At 55.6% G+C, this 17,680-nt stretch carries 17 protein-coding genes; 4 read left to right on the forward strand and 13 right to left on the reverse strand.

What is annotated here, in order from left to right; genetic code table 11:
• Positions 1-6: 6 nt before the first annotated feature.
• The 10 genes from pabC to RQ738_RS06475 form a co-directional block, all read right to left on the reverse strand.
• A complete protein-coding gene (pabC, locus tag RQ738_RS06430) occupies positions 7-831 on the reverse strand; it encodes an aminodeoxychorismate lyase (protein WP_314162942.1) in 825 nt (274 codons plus the stop codon).
• Positions 828-2,225 carry an aminodeoxychorismate synthase component I gene (locus tag RQ738_RS06435; protein WP_314162946.1) on the reverse strand — a complete coding sequence of 466 codons (1,398 nt, stop codon included), beginning with the start codon at positions 2,223-2,225 and terminating at the stop codon, positions 828-830. Before RQ738_RS06435 ends, pabC begins: the two co-directional genes overlap by 4 nt.
• A 40-nt stretch (positions 2,226-2,265) precedes the next feature.
• The gene (fabF, locus tag RQ738_RS06440; protein WP_314162951.1) at positions 2,266-3,504 is read right to left on the reverse strand and encodes a beta-ketoacyl-ACP synthase II; all 1,239 of its coding nucleotides are present in this window, start codon (positions 3,502-3,504) and stop codon (positions 2,266-2,268) included.
• A gap of 97 nt (positions 3,505-3,601) precedes the next feature.
• Positions 3,602-3,838 carry an acyl carrier protein gene (acpP, locus tag RQ738_RS06445; RefSeq protein WP_314162955.1) on the reverse strand — a complete coding sequence of 79 codons (237 nt, stop codon included), beginning with the start codon at positions 3,836-3,838 and terminating at the stop codon, positions 3,602-3,604.
• Positions 3,839-3,966: 128 nt separating this feature from the next.
• Positions 3,967-4,710 (reverse strand): 3-oxoacyl-ACP reductase FabG, encoded by a 744-nt coding sequence (gene fabG / locus RQ738_RS06450; protein ID WP_314162958.1) that lies wholly within the window; start codon positions 4,708-4,710, stop codon positions 3,967-3,969.
• A gap of 18 nt (positions 4,711-4,728) precedes the next feature.
• Positions 4,729-5,661, reverse strand: coding sequence for an ACP S-malonyltransferase (fabD, locus tag RQ738_RS06455; protein WP_314162961.1), 933 nt, complete (start codon positions 5,659-5,661; stop codon positions 4,729-4,731).
• Between the two features lie 21 nt (positions 5,662-5,682).
• On the reverse strand, positions 5,683-6,648 hold the full coding sequence (locus RQ738_RS06460) for a beta-ketoacyl-ACP synthase III (protein ID WP_314162967.1): 966 nt from the start codon (positions 6,646-6,648) through the stop codon (positions 5,683-5,685).
• Entirely contained in the window at positions 6,648-7,679 is a 1,032-nt protein-coding gene (gene plsX, locus RQ738_RS06465) for a phosphate acyltransferase PlsX (RefSeq protein ID WP_314162977.1), read from the reverse strand. The genes RQ738_RS06460 and plsX overlap by 1 nt, the downstream gene beginning before the upstream one ends.
• Positions 7,680-7,790: 111 nt before the next feature.
• Complete coding sequence (rpmF, locus tag RQ738_RS06470; RefSeq protein WP_314162980.1) at positions 7,791-7,970, reverse strand: 50S ribosomal protein L32; 180 nt, start codon at positions 7,968-7,970, stop codon at positions 7,791-7,793.
• A gap of 36 nt (positions 7,971-8,006) precedes the next feature.
• On the reverse strand, positions 8,007-8,570 hold the full coding sequence (locus RQ738_RS06475; RefSeq protein ID WP_314162981.1) for a YceD family protein: 564 nt from the start codon (positions 8,568-8,570) through the stop codon (positions 8,007-8,009).
• Positions 8,571-8,761: 191 nt separating this feature from the next.
• On the opposite strand from RQ738_RS06475, the gene RQ738_RS06480 reads away from it, so the two are divergent.
• Genes RQ738_RS06480 through RQ738_RS06490 form a run of 3 tightly spaced genes read left to right on the forward strand, consistent with a single transcriptional unit; the run spans position 8,762 to position 12,661 of the window.
• Positions 8,762-10,183 (forward strand): acetyl-CoA carboxylase biotin carboxylase subunit, encoded by a 1,422-nt coding sequence (locus RQ738_RS06480; protein WP_314162983.1) that lies wholly within the window; start codon positions 8,762-8,764, stop codon positions 10,181-10,183.
• A gap of 18 nt (positions 10,184-10,201) precedes the next feature.
• Positions 10,202-12,025, forward strand: coding sequence for a sodium-extruding oxaloacetate decarboxylase subunit alpha (gene oadA / locus RQ738_RS06485; RefSeq protein WP_314162989.1), 1,824 nt, complete (start codon positions 10,202-10,204; stop codon positions 12,023-12,025).
• 39 nt (positions 12,026-12,064) lie between these two features.
• Positions 12,065-12,661 (forward strand): nucleoside triphosphate pyrophosphatase, encoded by a 597-nt coding sequence (locus tag RQ738_RS06490; protein WP_314162994.1) that lies wholly within the window; start codon positions 12,065-12,067, stop codon positions 12,659-12,661.
• Positions 12,662-12,735: 74 nt separating this feature from the next.
• Here RQ738_RS06490 and sppA read toward each other — a convergent pair whose 3' ends face one another.
• The 3 genes from sppA to rluC are packed head-to-tail and all read right to left on the reverse strand — an operon-like array spanning position 12,736 to position 15,389.
• Positions 12,736-13,686: a signal peptide peptidase SppA gene (gene sppA / locus RQ738_RS06495; protein ID WP_314162998.1), complete on the reverse strand. Its 951-nt coding sequence runs from the start codon at positions 13,684-13,686 to the stop codon at positions 12,736-12,738.
• Positions 13,687-13,741: 55 nt separating this feature from the next.
• The gene (locus tag RQ738_RS06500; protein WP_314163003.1) at positions 13,742-14,404 is read right to left on the reverse strand and encodes an HAD-IA family hydrolase; all 663 of its coding nucleotides are present in this window, start codon (positions 14,402-14,404) and stop codon (positions 13,742-13,744) included.
• Between the two features lie 7 nt (positions 14,405-14,411).
• Positions 14,412-15,389 carry a 23S rRNA pseudouridine(955/2504/2580) synthase RluC gene (gene rluC, locus RQ738_RS06505; protein WP_314163009.1) on the reverse strand — a complete coding sequence of 326 codons (978 nt, stop codon included), beginning with the start codon at positions 15,387-15,389 and terminating at the stop codon, positions 14,412-14,414.
• A 481-nt stretch (positions 15,390-15,870) separates the two neighbouring features.
• Here rluC and rne point away from each other — a divergent pair.
• On the forward strand, positions 15,871-17,680 hold a 1,810-nt coding region (gene rne, locus RQ738_RS06510; RefSeq protein ID WP_314163014.1), incomplete at its 3' end, for a ribonuclease E.

A 17,680-nucleotide genomic window follows, 5' to 3' on the forward strand; every position in this document is an offset into this window, starting at 1 on the left:
CTGCCCCTATTCCCGCTCACGCGTGATGGCGGCAAGCCGCTGCGTCACGACGCCGGGTACGGCATAGTGGTGTTCACCTAATTGCCGTACAGCGACGATACTCAGGATACTGTTACACACAAATAATTCATCCGCCTCGTACAATTCCTCGAGCTGGATAGCTCGTTCATTTATTCTGATACCCAGTTCAACCCCCGCCTCAATAACACGGGCACGCATCGTACCGGTAATGCCGCACTGCCCCAGCGACGGCGTATGCAGGCTGCCGTCGATAACGGCGAAGACATTGCTCATTGTGCCCGCGATCACCTCACCCTGCATATTACACATGAGGCCTTCGTCAATATCCTTGTCCTGCCACTCACTGCTGGCAAGAATGTTTTCCAGGCGGTTCAGGTGCTTGATTCCGGCCAGGGCCGGGTTGCAGGCCAGTCGTGTCTCACACACATGCAGTCGGATGCCGACCTTGTACCAGTCATAAGCATGTTCCGGCCACGGGTACAGGGCGACGATGCGCGTCGGTGCTACCCCTGCTGCCGGTCGATAGCCGCGCCCGCCGCTGCCACGACTGATGATGAGCTTCAGCACGAGACGTGCCTGTCCTTCGCCATAGTCTTTATATAATTGCCGGGCCTCGCTCGCGAGCTGCCCGGTATCCGGCTGGGAGATACCCAGCTTCGCGCAACCGACAACCAGTCGTTGCATGTGCCGGTGCCAGCCCCGTGGTTGTCCGTTAAAAACCGCAATGGTCTCAAAGACCCCGTCACCATAATGAACAGCGCGATCCGTGGCCGGCAATTCATGGCCGACAACGCCGTTAATGAGCATCATCCGGCTTCCCCCAGGCCCAGTGCCCGTAACAGGCCGCGGGCCTTGGCCCGTGTCTCATCCAGCTCGGCCGCGGCAACAGAGTCGGCGACAATACCGGCACCGGCCCGCAGGCTAAGCCGCTGGTCACGCCGGATCATGCTACGGATGAGGATGTTCAGATCCATGTCGCCATCGAGATTCAGGTAACCCATGGAGCCAGTATAAGCCTCTCGCGGGCTGTGTTCGAGTTCGGCGATGATTTGCATACAACGTACTTTCGGGCAACCGGTGATGGTGCCGCCGGGAAAGGTGGCGGCAATGACCTGTCCGGGGGTCACCTCGTCGCGCAGCTGGCCGCGCACATTGGAGACGATATGATGCACATGCGTATAAGACTCCAGGACCATGAGTTCATTGACCTCGACCGTGCCCGGCACACAAACGCGTCCAAGGTCGTTACGCTCCAGGTCAATGAGCATAATGTGCTCGGCGCGTTCCTTCGGATGAGCCAGCAGTTCGGCAGAGAGTTCGCGGTCGGCGGCCATGGCCTCATCGCGCGGGCGGGTGCCGGCAATCGGCCGGGTCTCAACCTGCCGGCCATGTACCTTCACGAGTCGTTCCGGTGAGGAACTGATAATGCTGCTGCCGTTAAAGTTCACCAGGCCGGCAAATGGCGCCGGGTTATTCCTGCGCAAGGCACGATACAGATCGGCATCGCTGGTATCCTCTTCCAGCACCCCGTGCCAGCTTCTTGACAGGTTAACCTGGAACACGTCACCCGCGATGATGTATTCACGGATCTTTTCGACAGCCTCGAGATAGGCCTCGCCACTTTCCTCCTCCAGTGAGCACTGTACGGGACGCGTTTTTGCATTAACCAGGGGCAGCCCGGTAATGTCGGCCTGTATCAGCCCGGCCCTGGCCTGGTGAGTGTGCTCCCCGACCAGCCAGCAACGGTTAGTTATATGATCCCGGATCACCGCCAACGGGATCCGGGTTGCAAAGGCGGTCGGCAACAGCGTTTCCCCCTCTGGTAAAGCAAGTACCGGTTCGATTTGCCCGGCCAGTTCGTAGGCGAGAAATACAAACCAGCCACCGCGGAACGGCAGTTCCGGTTCAGGCGTCGGCGCTTGCCGTTCTTCCTGCCACCAGGCATCAAGATTTGCGAGGAAATCATTGCCTTCAGGCGTACGCTGCCCGGCATGTAACTGCATTTGGGCATCGAGCACCAGCGATTCGCCCGGAAAGGCAAAGAGGATGTCATAACGCGTTTGCGTGTTCCCGTGGGCGACGCTTTCGAGCAGATAGGGGTAACGCTGTGGGTTGGCCTCGTGCAAGGCCAGCAGATCCGGGAAGCCATCAACCGGCTCAATGAAAGTCGAATGTGTTGATGCTTCCCGGGCGCGGGTATTCATGTAATGCCGTGTCGTTTGAACTCAGGCAACAATAACAATCTTAACCGACCTTGCGGAACACGACCGTGCCATTGGTGCCGCCGAAACCAAACGAATTGGAGATGGCAACATCAATTCGCATTTCACGTGCTGTATCGGGCACGTAATCAAGATCACATTCCGGATCCTGGTTAATGATGTTAATCGTCGGCGGGGCCACCTGGTCCCGGATCGCCAGGCAGCTAAACACGGCCTCGATACCACCTGCCGCACCGAGCAGGTGCCCGGTCATCGACTTCGTGGAGCTAATGGCCAGCTTGCTGGCATGTGCACCAAAGGCGGTCTTCATGGCCATGGTCTCGGCAACATCACCGGCCGGGGTCGAGGTACCGTGGGCATTGATGTAATCGACCTCTTCCGCATTGATACCGGCATCATTCATGGCGTTTTGCATGCATCGCATGGCGCCTTCACCGCCTTCGGATGGTGAGGTCATGTGGTAGGCATCACCACTCATGCCAAAGCCGATTAATTCGGCATAGATGTTTGCGCCCCGCGCCCTGGCATGTTCATATTCTTCCAGCACCATGACGCCGGCACCGTCACCAAGCACAAAACCATCACGGTCCTTGTCCCACGGACGGCTGGCGGTTTCCGGGCTGTCATTACGTGACGACAAGGCGCGCGCGGAACAGAAACCACCCAGGCCCATCGGTGAGGTTGCCATCTCGGCACCGCCGGCAACCATCACATCGGCATCGCCATGCGCAATCATGCGCCCGGCATCACCGACACTGTGCGTGCCCGTGGTACAGGCCGTCACAATCGCGATATTCGGTCCCTTCAATCCGTGCAGGATCGAAAAGTTACCTGAGATCATGTTGATGATGCTACTCGGCACGAAGAAAGGTGAAATCTTGCGCGGCCCCCCCTTGAGATAGGCGTCATGGCCCTTCTCGATGCTCGACAGCCCACCGATACCGGAACCAATCGAGACACCGATACGGTGTGCATTGGCCTCGGTGACTTCCAGGCCGGAATCCTGCAATGCCTGGGTACCGGCGGCGATACCATAATGGATAAAGGTATCCATCTTGCGGGCTTCCTTGGCCGACATGTATTCGGTGACGTCAAAGTCTTTCACCGAACCACTGAAGCGGGTAGCAAAGGCCGAGGCATCAAAATGGGTGATCGGGCTGATACCACTCTTGCCGGCAAGAATGTTAGCCCATGAATCTTTAATATTTAGTCCGACTGGCGAGACAATGCCAAGGCCAGTCACAACAACACGTCTTGTCACGCGCTTGCTCCTGTCAACTTCTGCGGGCGCAGAAAAAGGAAAGGCCGCCTTCCATACGAGATGGAAGCGGCCGTAAATACCTTAATGAGTGTCTGGATCAGCCCTGGTTGGCGCTGACGTAGTCGATGGCCTGCTGGACTGTGGTAATCTTTTCAGCTTCCTCATCAGGAATTTCAGTTTCGAATTCTTCCTCGAGAGCCATAACCAGCTCTACAGTATCGAGTGAATCAGCGCCCAGATCGTCAACGAACGATGCTTCGTTTGTTACTTCTTCTTCCTTGACACCAAGCTGTTCAACAACAATCTTCTTTACGCGTTCTTCGATAGTACTCATGAGATTCTAATCCTCTAAAATTGTCCGGCTTGTCTGTGGCCGCGTGCGGTATTGTAGTGAAAACCCGACCCAGATTCCAGAATTGCTAACGTTTTGATAAATATATAAATTTTAAGGCCAAAAATGCCTTAATCCATGACCATGCCGCCATTTACATTGATCGTCTCACCCGTAATGTAGGCCGCAAGGGGTGAAGCCAGAAAGCCGACGGCTGCAGCGATCTCATCCGGCTGGCCAAGTCGTTCCAGCGGAATCGACTTCAACAGGCTGGTTTTGACCTCGTCCGGCAACTCACGGGTCATATCGGTATCAATAAAACCGGGTGCGACCACGTTGACGGTAATGCCGCGGCTGCCAACCTCGCGGGCCAGTGACTTGGAAAAGCCGATCACGCCGGCCTTGGCGGCAGCATAGTTGGTCTGCCCGGCATTACCGCTGATCCCGACCACCGAGGCGATACTGATGATACGGCCCTTGCGCGCCTTCATCATCGGCCGCAGCACGGCCTTGGAGAGGCGATAAACCGAGGTCAGATTGGTATTGATAATGGCTTCCCACTCTTCCTCCTTCATGCGCATGAGGAGGTTGTCGCGGGTAATTCCGGCATTATTGACAAGAATCGAGACGGCACCATATTGCGCCGTGATGGCCTTCAGGGTCGCATCAACTGAATCAGGATCGGTGACATTCAGTGCCATACCGGAACCGCTGATACCGGCCCTGGCGAGATAGTCAGAAATTGCCTGCGCGCCTTTTTCGGAGGTGGCAGTGCCAACCACGGTCGCACCCTGTGCCCCCAGTGCATGGGCAATACTCATGCCGATACCCCGACTGGCACCGCTAACGAGTGCAATTTCACCTTGTAGAGACATGTTTGGCTCCCTTCTGTTTTATTTGCTGGCAGCGAGTGCCGCGTTCAATGTTTCGGCATCGAACAGGGGCAGTGCCTGCATTTCTTTATTGATGCGCTTGTTCAGACCGACCAGCACCTTGCCCGGGCCACACTCGATAACGGTATCGATACCATCCGCAGTCATACGGTTAATAGTATCAACCCAGCGTACCGGGTGATCCAGCTGTTTGACCAGCGCTGCACAAATGGCCTCTGCTGATTGCGGTATGTCGACATCGGCATTATTAATCACCGGAATAGACGGACTGTTAAAACTGATGGTCGTTAAACGTTCAGCCAGTTTTGCCGCTGCCGGTGCCATCAACGCACAGTGTGACGGTACACTGACGGGCAGGATCAGCGCACGCTTGGCTCCGCGTTCCCTGGCCAGTGGCGCGGCGCGGGCAACCGCTGCTGCACTGCCGGCGATCACAACCTGACCTGGTGAATTGAAGTTTACAGCTGACAGCACCTCGCCCTGGGCGGCCTCTGCACAGACGGCGATGACATCTTCATCGGCAAGCCCGAGGATCGCCGCCATCGCACCCTCACCTTCCGGCACGACCGCCTGCATAAAGCGACCACGATCAGCGACCAGGGTGACAGCATCGGCGAGTGACATAGCATCAGCACAGACCAGCGCCGTATATTCACCGAGACTGTGACCCGCCATCACGGCAGGATTACCTCCACCCTGCTGTTGCCAGACACGCCAGCAGGCCACGCCGGCAGTCAACATGGCCGGCTGGGTGCGATCGGTACTGTTTAATTCCTCAACCGGGCCTTTCTGAACCAGTTGCCATAAATCATAACCGAGTGCCGCGGATGCCTCGGCAAAGGTTTCTTCGACAACGGGAAAACTGGCTGCCAGGTCGGCCAACATACCGACACTCTGCGAGCCCTGCCCTGGAAAAATAAATGCAAATGACATGTGTATCGAGTTCCTGAATCTTTAATACTTGATCAGTGCCGAGCCCCAGGTGAAACCACCACCAAAGGCTTCCAGCAAGATTGTTTCGCCACGCTTGATGCGACCATCACGCACTGCCGTATCCAGAGCCAGCGGCACGGAGGCGGCCGAGGTGTTGCCGTGTTTATCAACCGTCACCACGACACGCTCGCTGTTCATGCGCAGTTTCTTCGCGGTCGCGTTAATAATACGAATATTGGCCTGGTGCGGCACCAGCCAGTCAATATCGGTCTTTTCAAGATTGTTCGCCGCCAGGGTTTCATCCACAATCCGGCCGAGTGTATTAACAGCCATCTTGAAGACTTCATTACCCTTCATGCGCATGTAGGCAGTGCCGTTTTCGATCTTGCTGTAACCGGATGAGACACCACCATCAACGGTGAGCAAATCCTCATACTGGCCATCGGCATGCAGGTGCGTGGATAACACGCCCGCTTCATCGCTGGCTTCGAGGATAACCGCGCCGGCACCGTCGCCAAACAGGATGCAGGTACCACGGTCACTCCAGTCGGTAATGCGCGACATCGTTTCGGCACCGATCACCAATGCGCATTTGTGGCTGCCGCTTTTGATAAACTTGTCTGCCACACCGAGCGCGTAGACAAAGCCGGTGCAGACCGCCTGGATGTCAAAGGCTGTACAGCCATGAATGTCGAGGCGTTGTTGCAACAGGCAAGCGGTGCTCGGGAAGACCCTGTCCGGCGTTGTCGTTGCAACAATGATCAAATCAATATCACTGGCTGTTACCCCGGCGGCATCCATAGCCGCGCGCGCGGCCTCTTCGGCCAGGTCACAGGTTGTCTGTCCCTCGGCGGCGATGTGTCGTTCCTTGATACCGGTACGATCAGTGATCCACTCGTCAGTGGTATCAACCAGCTTCTCGAGGTCGTGATTGGTCAGCACTTTCTCTGGCAGGTAACTGCCTGTGCCCTTGATACGCGAAAACATTAGTCGTTATTCCGTTGCCCTGCTAACAAGGCCTCTAGTTGTTCACTGATTCTTTCCGGTACGCGGTTACGTACTTCGATAATGGCCTGGTTGATCGCCGTATTGAACGCCAGCACATCGGCACCGCCATGGCTCTTGATAACAATACCTTGCAGACCCAGCAGGCTGGCACCGTTATAGCGGCGCGGGTCAATTGTTTTACGAAAGCTGTTCAAGACAGGCATCGCCACTAATGCTACCAGCTTGGTCAGGATATTTTTGCTAAATGCTTCACGAATCTTCTGTGAAATCATTTTCGCCACACCTTCGCTGGCCTTCAGGGCAATATTGCCATTGAAACCATCGCAGACCACAACCATGGCCTTGTCGGCATAGATGCCATCGCCTTCGACGTAACCGACATAGTTGAGTTCACTATCGGCCAGCATGCGAGAGGCTTCCTTTATGCGTTCATTACCCTTGATTTCTTCTTCACCGATATTCAACAGCCCGACCGTCGGCTTGTCGATGTTATCGATGGCGCTGGCCAATACCGAACCCATTACGGCAAATTCAAAAAGGTTGTCGGCGCTGGCATTGACGTTGGCACCGAGATCCAGCATGTGGGCATGCCCGCCAACCGTGGGCAGGATGGCACAAATCGCCGGGCGGTCAACCGTGGAAAGCATTTTTAATACGAAGCGTGCTGTCGCCATCAATGCCCCGGTGTTGCCGGCGCTGACACAGGCATCGGCCATGCCCTCTTTCACCAGATTGATGGCCACGCGCATAGATGAGTCTTTTTTGTTACGCAAGGCATGCGAAGGCAGTTCACACATGGTTACTTGCTGAGAGGCATGCTTGACGAGTAAGCGCTCATCGGGTTCGCGATTGGCCTGTTGCAGGTGTTGACGAAGTATTTCTTCGTCACCAACAAGGATGAGTTTCAAGTCAGCATTGCTGGCCAGCGCCTGAAGCGCGGCAGGGATAACTACGGAGGGTCCGTAGTCGCCGCCCATAGCATCTAGTGAGATTGTAACGGGATCGCCCATTCTTATTATATTCCCCGGTAGTGACGGGCATAGTCGCCAGAAAACGCAACACGGCCCATTGAGCCGTGCTACGTATTATAAGGCAAACTTACCGAACTGGTCGGCAAACAATCAGTCGTTCTTGCCTGGTGCAACCTTGCGACCACGGTAATAACCGTCCGCGCTCACGTTATGACGACGATGGGTTTCACCTGTAGTGGGTTCGATAGACAACGTTGTGGCGGTCAATGAGTCGTGTGAACGACGCATGCCACGCTTTGACGGTGTCATCTTGTTCTTTTGTACGGCCATGATTCCTACTCCTGTACGCTTAACTTCGTAAAAAAATTAGTCCTTGCGGTTCTTCAGTCCCGCAAGCCTGGCAAAAGGATTCTCCCTTGCCTCGTCTTTTGTTGCGGCCTTTTCTGCCGCGGGCATCGTTTGTTCGCCACGCCCTTGAATAACCTCATTGCTGCCGGCCTGCTCTGCACAGGCCGTACCGGCCGGGTGTTTCGGGACGATCGGCAGATTCAACAGTATCTCGTCTTCCACCAGCTCGGAGACCGACAGTAACTGCTCATTCAGCAACAGTACTTCGCTCTCTTCGCCGTATTGTCCGGCCTCGGTCTCAGATTCAACAATCAGTAATTCGAACTCATTGTCGACAGGCCACAGCATGTCCTGCATGCAACGCTGGCACTGCAGGCCAACCTCTGCGCTTATGTGCCCGCGCACACAGGGGACATTGCGCTCGTTAATGCTGAACTCCAGCTCCACCGTCACATCGCCCGCGGCGATATCAACGGCATCCTTGAGCCGCGCCATACGTGACAGGGGCAATACTCCCTGCAATGCGCGCCCGGTACGGGCTAATCGCAGTGGTTCGATGTGCTCCGGCAAGCGGTCTTTCATAAGCCGCGCATAATAAAGCCCGGCACCCCGCCTGTCAAAGAAAAAATCCCCAAAAATCCGTCTGTTCCGTGTTTTGCGCCGGCAGTGGGCCAACTTGACTTTGGGGGGTGGATTCCCGTTCAATGGCCGTGTTAGCCAAGGGTGATATGGTAAGACCCGGTTTTTGCTACACCGCACAGGGGCTTTAGCTTTTGATAAAAAAAATACTCATAGCCAATCGAGGCGAAATCGCTGTGCGTATCGCACGAGCCTGTACCGAGATGGGTATCAAATCCGTGGCCATTTACGCCGATCCCGATCGCCACGGGCTGCATGTGAAAAAAGCCGATGAGGCCTACAATATTGGCCCGGATAGTATCGCCGGCTACCTGAACGCCCATCGCATCGTCAATCTGGCCGTGGCTACCGGTTGTGATGCCCTCCACCCGGGTTACGGATTTCTCTCTGAAAATCCGGAGCTTGCTGCAATTTGTGAACGCCGCGGCGTCAAATTTATCGGCCCCTCGGCCGAGGTCATCCACAAGATGGGGGTCAAGACGGAGGCACGTCGGCTCATGATCGAGGCCGGGATCCCGGTCACACCGGGGAGTGAAGGCAGCGTTGCCGACCTCGACGAGGCCCTGCAAATCGCCGCAGAAATTGGCTACCCCGTGATGATCAAGGCCAGTGCCGGCGGCGGTGGCCGGGGCATTCGCCGCTGCGACTCTGTGGCAGACCTGAATAAACAGTATGGGCGGGTGATCTCCGAGGTCACCAAGGCATTTGGCTCCGGCGAGGTATTCATTGAAAAATGTGTGGTTAAACCGCGCCATATCGAGGTCCAGATCCTCGGCGACAGCCACGGCAATGTCGTCCACCTCTTTGAGCGTGACTGTTCGATTCAGCGCCGCCATCAGAAACTCATCGAACTGGCCCCGTCGCCACAATTGAACGAGGAGCAACGGCAACGGATCTGCACGCTGGCCGTGAAGGCGGCCAGCACGGTAGGCTATCAGAATGCTGGGACAGTCGAATTTCTCATCGATTCCCGGGATGAGAGCTGCTACTTCATGGAAATGAACACCCGTCTGCAGGTCGAGCACACCATCAGCGAGCAGATCACCGGGATAGATATCGTTCGTGAGCAGATCCGCATCGCCGACGGCAAGCCATTGTCCTACCAGCAGAATGAGATCCAGCGGCGCGGCTTTGCCATGCAGTTACGCATCAATGCAGAAGACCCGCAGCATGACTTCCTGCCCTCTTTCGGGCGCATCACGCGCTATTTCGCCCCAGGGGGACCTGGCGTGCGCACCGACGCGGCTATCTATAGTGGTTACCAGATCCCGCCCTATTACGATTCGATGTGCGCCAAAATCATCGTCTGGGCACTGGACTGGCAACAATGCCTCGACCGTGGCACTCGGGCCCTGAAGGATACCGGGGTATACGGCGTCAAAACCACTATCCCCTATTACCTGGAGATCCTGAAGTCAGCCGATTTCCGCAGTGGCCATTTTGACACCAGTTTTGTCGAGGAACATCCGGAACTGACTAACTACTCGGTGCAACGCCCGCCCCGCGAGCTGGCAGTAGCCATCTCGGCGGCAATAGCCGCGCACCTTGGCGTCTAACAACAAGAGTCTTTCAGCATGACACAAGTCCATATCACAGATACGATTTTACGCGATGCCCACCAGTCACTCATTGCCACGCGCATGCGCACCGAGGATATGTTGCCAATTTGCGAACGCCTGGACCGTGCGGGTTACTGGTCGTTGGAGGTCTGGGGTGGCGCAACCTACGATGCCTGTCTGCGCTTTCTGAAAGAAGACCCATGGGAACGTTTACGTAAACTTCGCAAGGCATTACCTAACACGCGCCTGCAGATGTTATTGCGCGGGCAAAACCTGCTCGGTTATCGCCATTATTCAGATGATGTCGTCCGTGCCTTTGTTGAACGTAGCGCAGAAAACGGTATTGATGTGTTTCGCATCTTCGATGCCATGAATGATCTGCGTAACCTGGCGACGTCAATAGATGCCGTCAAAAAGGCCGGCAAGCATGCACAGGGTGCTATCTGCTACACCGTCAGCCCGGTTCACAGCCTCAGTGAGTTTGTCGAACAGGCCAAACAACTCGAAGCCATGGGCTGTGACAGTGTTGCAATCAAAGACATGGCGGGCCTGTTAACGCCCCTGGTGGTGGCCGAACTGACCGAGAAGATCACCGACGCACTTTCCATCCCCATGCACCTGCACTCCCATGATACAGCGGGTATGTCGAGCATGAATCACCTTGCGGCGGTTGTGCATGGCTGCCGGCATATCGATACCGCCATTTCCACCTTCTCGGGTGGCGCCAGTCATGCACCAACCGAAACCATGGTCGCGGCATTGCGGGATACCGAATTTGATACCGGGATGGACCTCGAACTGTTGCAGGAGATCGGTTTTTACTTCAAGGAGGTTCGCAGTACCTATCATCAGTTTGAATCCGAGATGACCGGCCTGGATACACGCGTACAGGTAAACCAGGTGCCCGGCGGGATGATCTCCAACCTGTCCTCGCAACTGCGCGAACAAGGGGCCCTGGATCGCATGAACGATGTCTTGCATGAGATTCCACGCGTGCGGGAAGACCTTGGCTATCCACCACTGGTCACACCGACCTCGCAGATTGTCGGCACCCAGGCGGTGCTAAATGTTTTAACCGGCGAACGCTACAAGACGATAACCAACGAGGTGAAGTTTTACCTGCAAGGACGCTATGGCAAGGCCCCTGGCGAGCTGAATGCCACGGTCCGCCGTCAGGCGATTGGCACTGAAGATATTATCGATATACGCCCGGCCGACCTGCTGAAAGACGAGATGCATACACTACGCTGCGAAATCGGTGAGCTGGCCAAAAACGAGGAAGACGTGCTCAGTTATGCCATGTTCCCCGAGATAGGCCGCGAATTTCTGGAGCAGCGAGCCAATGATACCCTGGTGCCAGAGTCCCTTGAGCCACCACACAACAAGGATGATGGCCCACATACCGCCCCGATTGAATTCAACGCGACCGTACATGGTGAGCATTATCACATCAAGGTTACCGGTGCCGGCCACAAGGGCCAGAACCAGCGTCCCTTTTATGTCAGCGTTGATGGTGTGCCAGAAGAAATCCTCATCGAGACACTCGATGAGATGATGATCATGGAGAACGGTAGTGAAGTGCCTGCGACCGCGCAGCGTGGCAGCAAGCGTCCGCGGGCGACCAGTCCCGGGCATCTCACAACCTCGATGCCGGGCAGCATTGTTGACGTGCTCGTCGAGATCGGCAACGAGGTCAAGGCCGGTGATGCCATCCTGATTACCGAAGCCATGAAGATGGAAACCGAAATCCAGGCCCCTATTTCAGGTATAATCAGCGCAATCCATGTTGCCAAGGGCGACAGCGTCAACCCCGATGAAGCACTGGTTGAGATAACATAACGACCCTTCAGGTTTGAGTCCACTCCAGTAAATAAGCACATGAACAAGAACAACACTACACTGCCACTTGTACTTGGCTCGACCTCTCCCTTTCGCCGTGAGCTCCTGCAAAAACTCGGTCTGCCGTTTGAAACGGCCGCCCCGGATATTGATGAGTCACGCCAGGAAAATGAGAGCCCGGAACAACTCGTCGCCCGTCTCGCTGAAGCCAAGGCCCGTGTCGTTGCCAGGAAATTCCCCCAGGCCCTGATCATTGGTTCAGATCAAGTTGCGGTTAACGCGGGTGAGATACTCGGCAAGCCGCTTACGCATGCGCGCGCCGTTCAGCAGCTACAAAATGCCTCGGGAAAGACGGTGCGCTTTCTTACCGGGCTCTGCCTGTACAACAGCGCAACAGACCGGACACAGTGTGAAGTCGTACCCTTTGATGTCGTCTTTCGCAAGCTGACACTCGAGCAAATCGAGAATTATCTAACTCGCGAGCAGCCTTACCAGTGTGCGGGCAGTTTCAAGTCAGAGGCGCTCGGCATTGCCCTGTTTGAAAGACTCGAGGGAGAAGACCCGAACAGCCTGATTGGTTTACCACTAATCAGGCTGGTGCGCATGCTGGAAAATGAAGGCGTGAAGGTTTTATAAAATTGATGATTGATGATTGAGGATCGATGATTAAATATCAGCAGGAACCATCGTGCCGTTCATCAATCATCAATTTATTTTAGCTGTAGTGATTCGAGACCGGCCGAGGTAGAAATACTTTTCCCCATTGAGGCGCCAAGCCGCTCGGCAAAACGATCCAGGATATTGGGACGGACTGTGTAGTCAACGATTTTTTCCGCACCGATAATTTCTCGTGCTACATAACTACTACTGCCGAGGGCGTCGACCAGGCCGAGTTCAAGACTCTTTTCCCCTGACCAGATATAACCACTAAACAGTTTTTCATCATCGGCAAGACGATCCCCGCGCCCGTTTTTAACAACGTCAATAAATTGCGTATGCAGGTTATCAAGTTGCTTTTTGATATGCGCCACTTCTTCATTCTTTAATGGAGAAAAGGGATCGAGGAAGCCCTTGTGTTCACCGGCGGTCAGCAGACGGCGTTCAACCCCCAGCTTTTCCATCGTGCCGGTAAAGCCAAAGCCATCCATAAGCACACCGATTGAACCGACCAGGCTGGCCTTGTCAGCGTAGATTTGGTCTGCCGCCGCGGCAATGTAATAGCCCCCCGAGGCACAAATATCGCTGATCACCGCATAGAGCACCTTGTCCGGGTACTTGCTGCGCAGACGAACAATTTCGTCATTGATATAACCGGCCTGCACGGGGCTGCCACCGGGGCTGTTGATGCGCAGGATAACGCCGGCGGCATGGTCGTTTTTGAATGCCTTGCGCAGTGCCGTGATGACATTGTCCGCACTGGCCTCAGCGTCATCGGCAATGACGCCTCTGACTTCGATAAGTGCTGTGTGTGTGCCTATTTCGATACTGGCTTGCCGTTCACCAACAATAAGCAGCGCCAGGAAACTGAACAACCAGATCAGCACCAGTCCCCGAAACGCCAGTGTCCAGCGACGTGCCCGCCGCTGCTCCTGGATCGCCGCAAAGGCCAGTTTGTTGATCGTCTCGCGTTCCCAGTTTTCGTCGTTTTGCTGCTCACTCATGATCTTTGTTCCATGTTTTTATTTGTTGAAATTCCCGGGCCAATCATAGCAGGATTCAGGCCGTATGCGCATGCAGCCAACTACTTAGTTTTTCCATACTCGACAGGCAGGCCAGTGGTTTGTGTTGCTGCAGGCGCTCACAGTCATGCACCCCGTAACTCACAGCCAGGCCATGCGTACCCGCATTCCGCGCCATCGCCATATCGTACTCGGTATCACCAATCATCAGGGTTCTGGCCGGCTCGACGTTTAGTTCCTGCATGAGTTCATGCAGCATATGCGGTTGCGGTTTCGAGCCGGACTCATCCGAACAGCGACTGGCATGAAAAAAATCACCATAACCCGTATCGGCAAATACCCGTTCCAGTCCGACCCGGCCCTTGCCGGTCGCGACGGCGAGTTTCAGGCCCCTGTCTCGCATGGCCTGCAGCAGGGCCAGGGCGCCGTCAAAGAGCTCGGACTTAACCCGGTTTACCTCAACGTAATGATAGCGATAACGTTCACACAGGGTCTCGGTCACCACCTGGTCGGCCTGGGGATAAAGCACCTGCATGGCCTCCCTCAGGCCTAAGCCGATAATGTCACGATAACGATGCTGGCCAAGATCCTCAAGACCGGTATCCACGGCGGCGGCGGACAGCGAGGCGACAATATGCTCGACCGAATCCATCAGGGTACCGTCCCAGTCAAAGACCAGTAATTCAAATTCATGTTTCATATTCAACTCATGCCTGCCCTGCTTCGAGCGCGTCCAGCACGGCGCCCAACTCATTATCAAGCGGGGCAATAATATCCATCGGCTGGTTGCTGCCGGGGTGGGTAAACTCAAGCCGGTAGGCGTGTAAAAATAACCGTTTCAGGCCATATTGCTTCAAATCACGGTTGCAGACCTGCTTGCCGTACTTCTCATCACCAGCCACGGGGTGGCCAATGTGGGCGGCATGCACACGTATTTGATGGGTACGGCCGGTGAAGAGTTCAACTTCCATATAACTCGCGGCCTTGAAACGACTAATGGGCTTGAACAGGGTATGGGCCGATTTACCCCTTTCGTCAACGCGGACAATTCGCTCCCCTGAACTCAGGGTATTTTTATACAAGGGGGCTCTTTCATGATGCGTGCCCAGGTCCCATTGCCCGCAAACGAGGGCCCGGTAATGCTTGCGGATACTGTCGCCGCGCAGTTGTTCATGCAGGGCGCGCAGGTAACTGCGCTTCTTCGCCACCAGCAGCAGGCCCGAGGTTTCCCGATCAAGACGGTGCACCAGTTCGAGATACGGTGCCGTTGGCCGCGAGGCGCGTAATAGTTCGATAAGGCCAAAGCTCAGGCCACTGCCGCCATGAACAGCCAGACCACAGGGCTTGTTTAGAATGAGCAGCCCCTTGTCTTCGAACAGGATTGCCGCCTCGAGACGATCGATCTGGAACTGCGGGGGGGCCGGCGCGGTCGGTTTTTCCTCCATGCGGATGGGCGGGATCCGGACCTGGTCACCTGCCTTGAGGCGGTATTCCGGCTTGCAGCGTCCCTTGTTGACCCGTACCTCGCCCTTTCGCAGGATACGATAGATACGGCTCTTTGGTACACCTTTTAGCTTTGTAATCAGGAAGTTATCTATGCGCTGACCTGCCTGCTCCGGCTCGATATCAATGAAATGCACGCCCTGGCGAGGCGTGTCTGAGTGGGCAGGTAGTTTCGTGTTCATGGCCGGCATAATACCAGCTTAAGTCATTGATTGATGCTACGGGGCATCGCTGCTATATTAAAGGCGTCCGACTGGAGATATTTCAGCGGCTTATAGCTGAAGCCGATGGGGCCGGCAGCGCCACGCGCGCCGACATCCACAGCAACAGACAATTAACACGTGGCCCGACGTGGTGCGATCAGGCGACGTAAATATTACCGCTCCGATGTGAACGGTATCGCGATGAACAACGCCGTGTTGGCAAACCCGACATGGCCGGAAATAATCAACCGCTCGAGCAACACAGGGTGGTCAGGAAAACAATTACAGCGGAGAGCGACTGACACCGCCCCGCAGAATAACACTGGCCTTGATAGCCGATGATGTAATGTTTTGCACCTGAAGACCGTCGAGGCAATCTGTCATGGCGGTCTCTTTCCTGATCATACCTGTGCAGTGTCATGACTGCTTTGCTCGTGCATGACAACAGGATTACCACACAATGAAGAGAATGCTTATTAACGCAACTCAGCAGGAAGAGTTGCGTGTTGCACTCGTCGATGGCCAGTCACTCTACGATCTGGATATTGAAACCCCTTCCAAAGAGCAAAAAAAATCTAATATCTACAAGGGCAAGATCACCCGGGTTGAACCCAGCCTTGAGGCCGCCTTTGTGAATTACGGCACCGAACGTCACGGTTTCTTGCCACTCAAGGAAATTTCCCGCAGCTACTTCAAGGAACAGCCTGAAGCCGGCAAACGCGGCAAGATCTCCGACATGGTCAGAGAAGGTCAGGAAATCCTTGTCCAGGTAGACAAGGAAGAGCGCGGTAACAAGGGTGCGGCACTGACGACCTTCATCAGCCTCGCCGGACGTTACCTGGTGCTGATGCCGAATAACCCGCGTGCCGGTGGCGTATCTCGACGTATCGAGGGTGAGGATCGCAGCGAGATTCGTGATGCCATGGCCGCCCTGACCATTCCGGAAGGCATGGGCCTGATTGTGCGCACCGCCGGCGTGGGCAAAAGCCATGAAGAATTACAGTGGGATCTTGATTACCTGCTGCAGCTTTGGACCGCCATTGAAGAGGCCTCTAACCAGCGCCAGGCACCCTTCCTCGTTTATCAGGAAAGTAACGTTATTATCCGCGCTATACGCGACTACCTGCGTAAGGATATCGCCGAGATCCTGATCGACAGCGAGGAAGTCTACAAAAAGGCCCGCGATTTTATCTCGCTGGTGATGCCGAATAACCTGCAGAAGATCAAGTTTTATGATGACAGCATCCCGCTGTTTAGCCGTTACCAGATCGAAACCCAGATCGAATCCGCCTTCCATCGCGAAGTGACACTGCCCTCCGGTGGCTCGGTCGTCATCGATCATACCGAAGCGCTCGTGTCGATTGACATCAACTCGGCACGCGCGACCAAGGGTACGAACATCGAAGATACCGCGCTGAACACGAACCTCGAGGCCGCCGACGAGATCGCCCGCCAGTTGCGCCTGCGCGACCTCGGCGGCCTCGTCGTGATCGATTTCATCGACATGATGCAGTCACGCAACCAGCGCGAAGTCGAGAACCGCATGAAAGAGGCGCTCAAGCAAGACCGCGCCCGCATCCAGGTCGGTCGCATCTCCCGCTTTGGCCTGTTGGAAATGTCACGCCAGCGTCTGCGTCCCTCACTCGGCGAATCCAGCCAGATCACCTGCCCACGCTGTAATGGCCAGGGCACGATCCGTGGCGTGGAATCACTCGCCCTGTCAATTCTGCGTATCGTTGAAGAAGAGGCGATGAAGGACAAGACCGCACGCATTATTGCGCAGGTGCCGGTCGATGTAGGGACCTTCCTGCTGAATGAAAAACGTTCCATCATCCACACTATCGAGAGCCGACACGGTATCAACGTCACCATGGTTCCGAACACCAGTCTGGAGACCCCGCGTTTCGAGATCCAGCGTGTGCGCGAGGCCGAGACCGGCGAGGCCGAGTTCAAGGTATCCAGTTACGACATGGCGGCAACGGAAACCCCGGACGCCGAAATCGTCGTTTCCGACACCAAGCCTCGCATTGAAGAACCGGCCGTAAAGAGCATTATTCCGACCGCCCCCCCGCCGTCCGCGGCAACAGAAACTGTCGCACCCAAGGCAAGCCCGACTGAAAAGAACGAAAGCGGCTTTATCAAGCGCCTGTTCGGTAACCTGTTCGGCAATGGTGGAGAAGCCGCCACCCCGCAAAAGGAACAGAAGGCTCCGGAAAGGACACCTGAAGGTGGTGCGCCCCGTCGAGGCAGCCGCGGTACACCGCGCCGGG

The sequence above is a fragment of the Sulfuriflexus sp. genome (assembly GCF_032250955.1).
Classification (GTDB): domain Bacteria; phylum Pseudomonadota; class Gammaproteobacteria; order AKS1; family AKS1; genus Sulfuriflexus.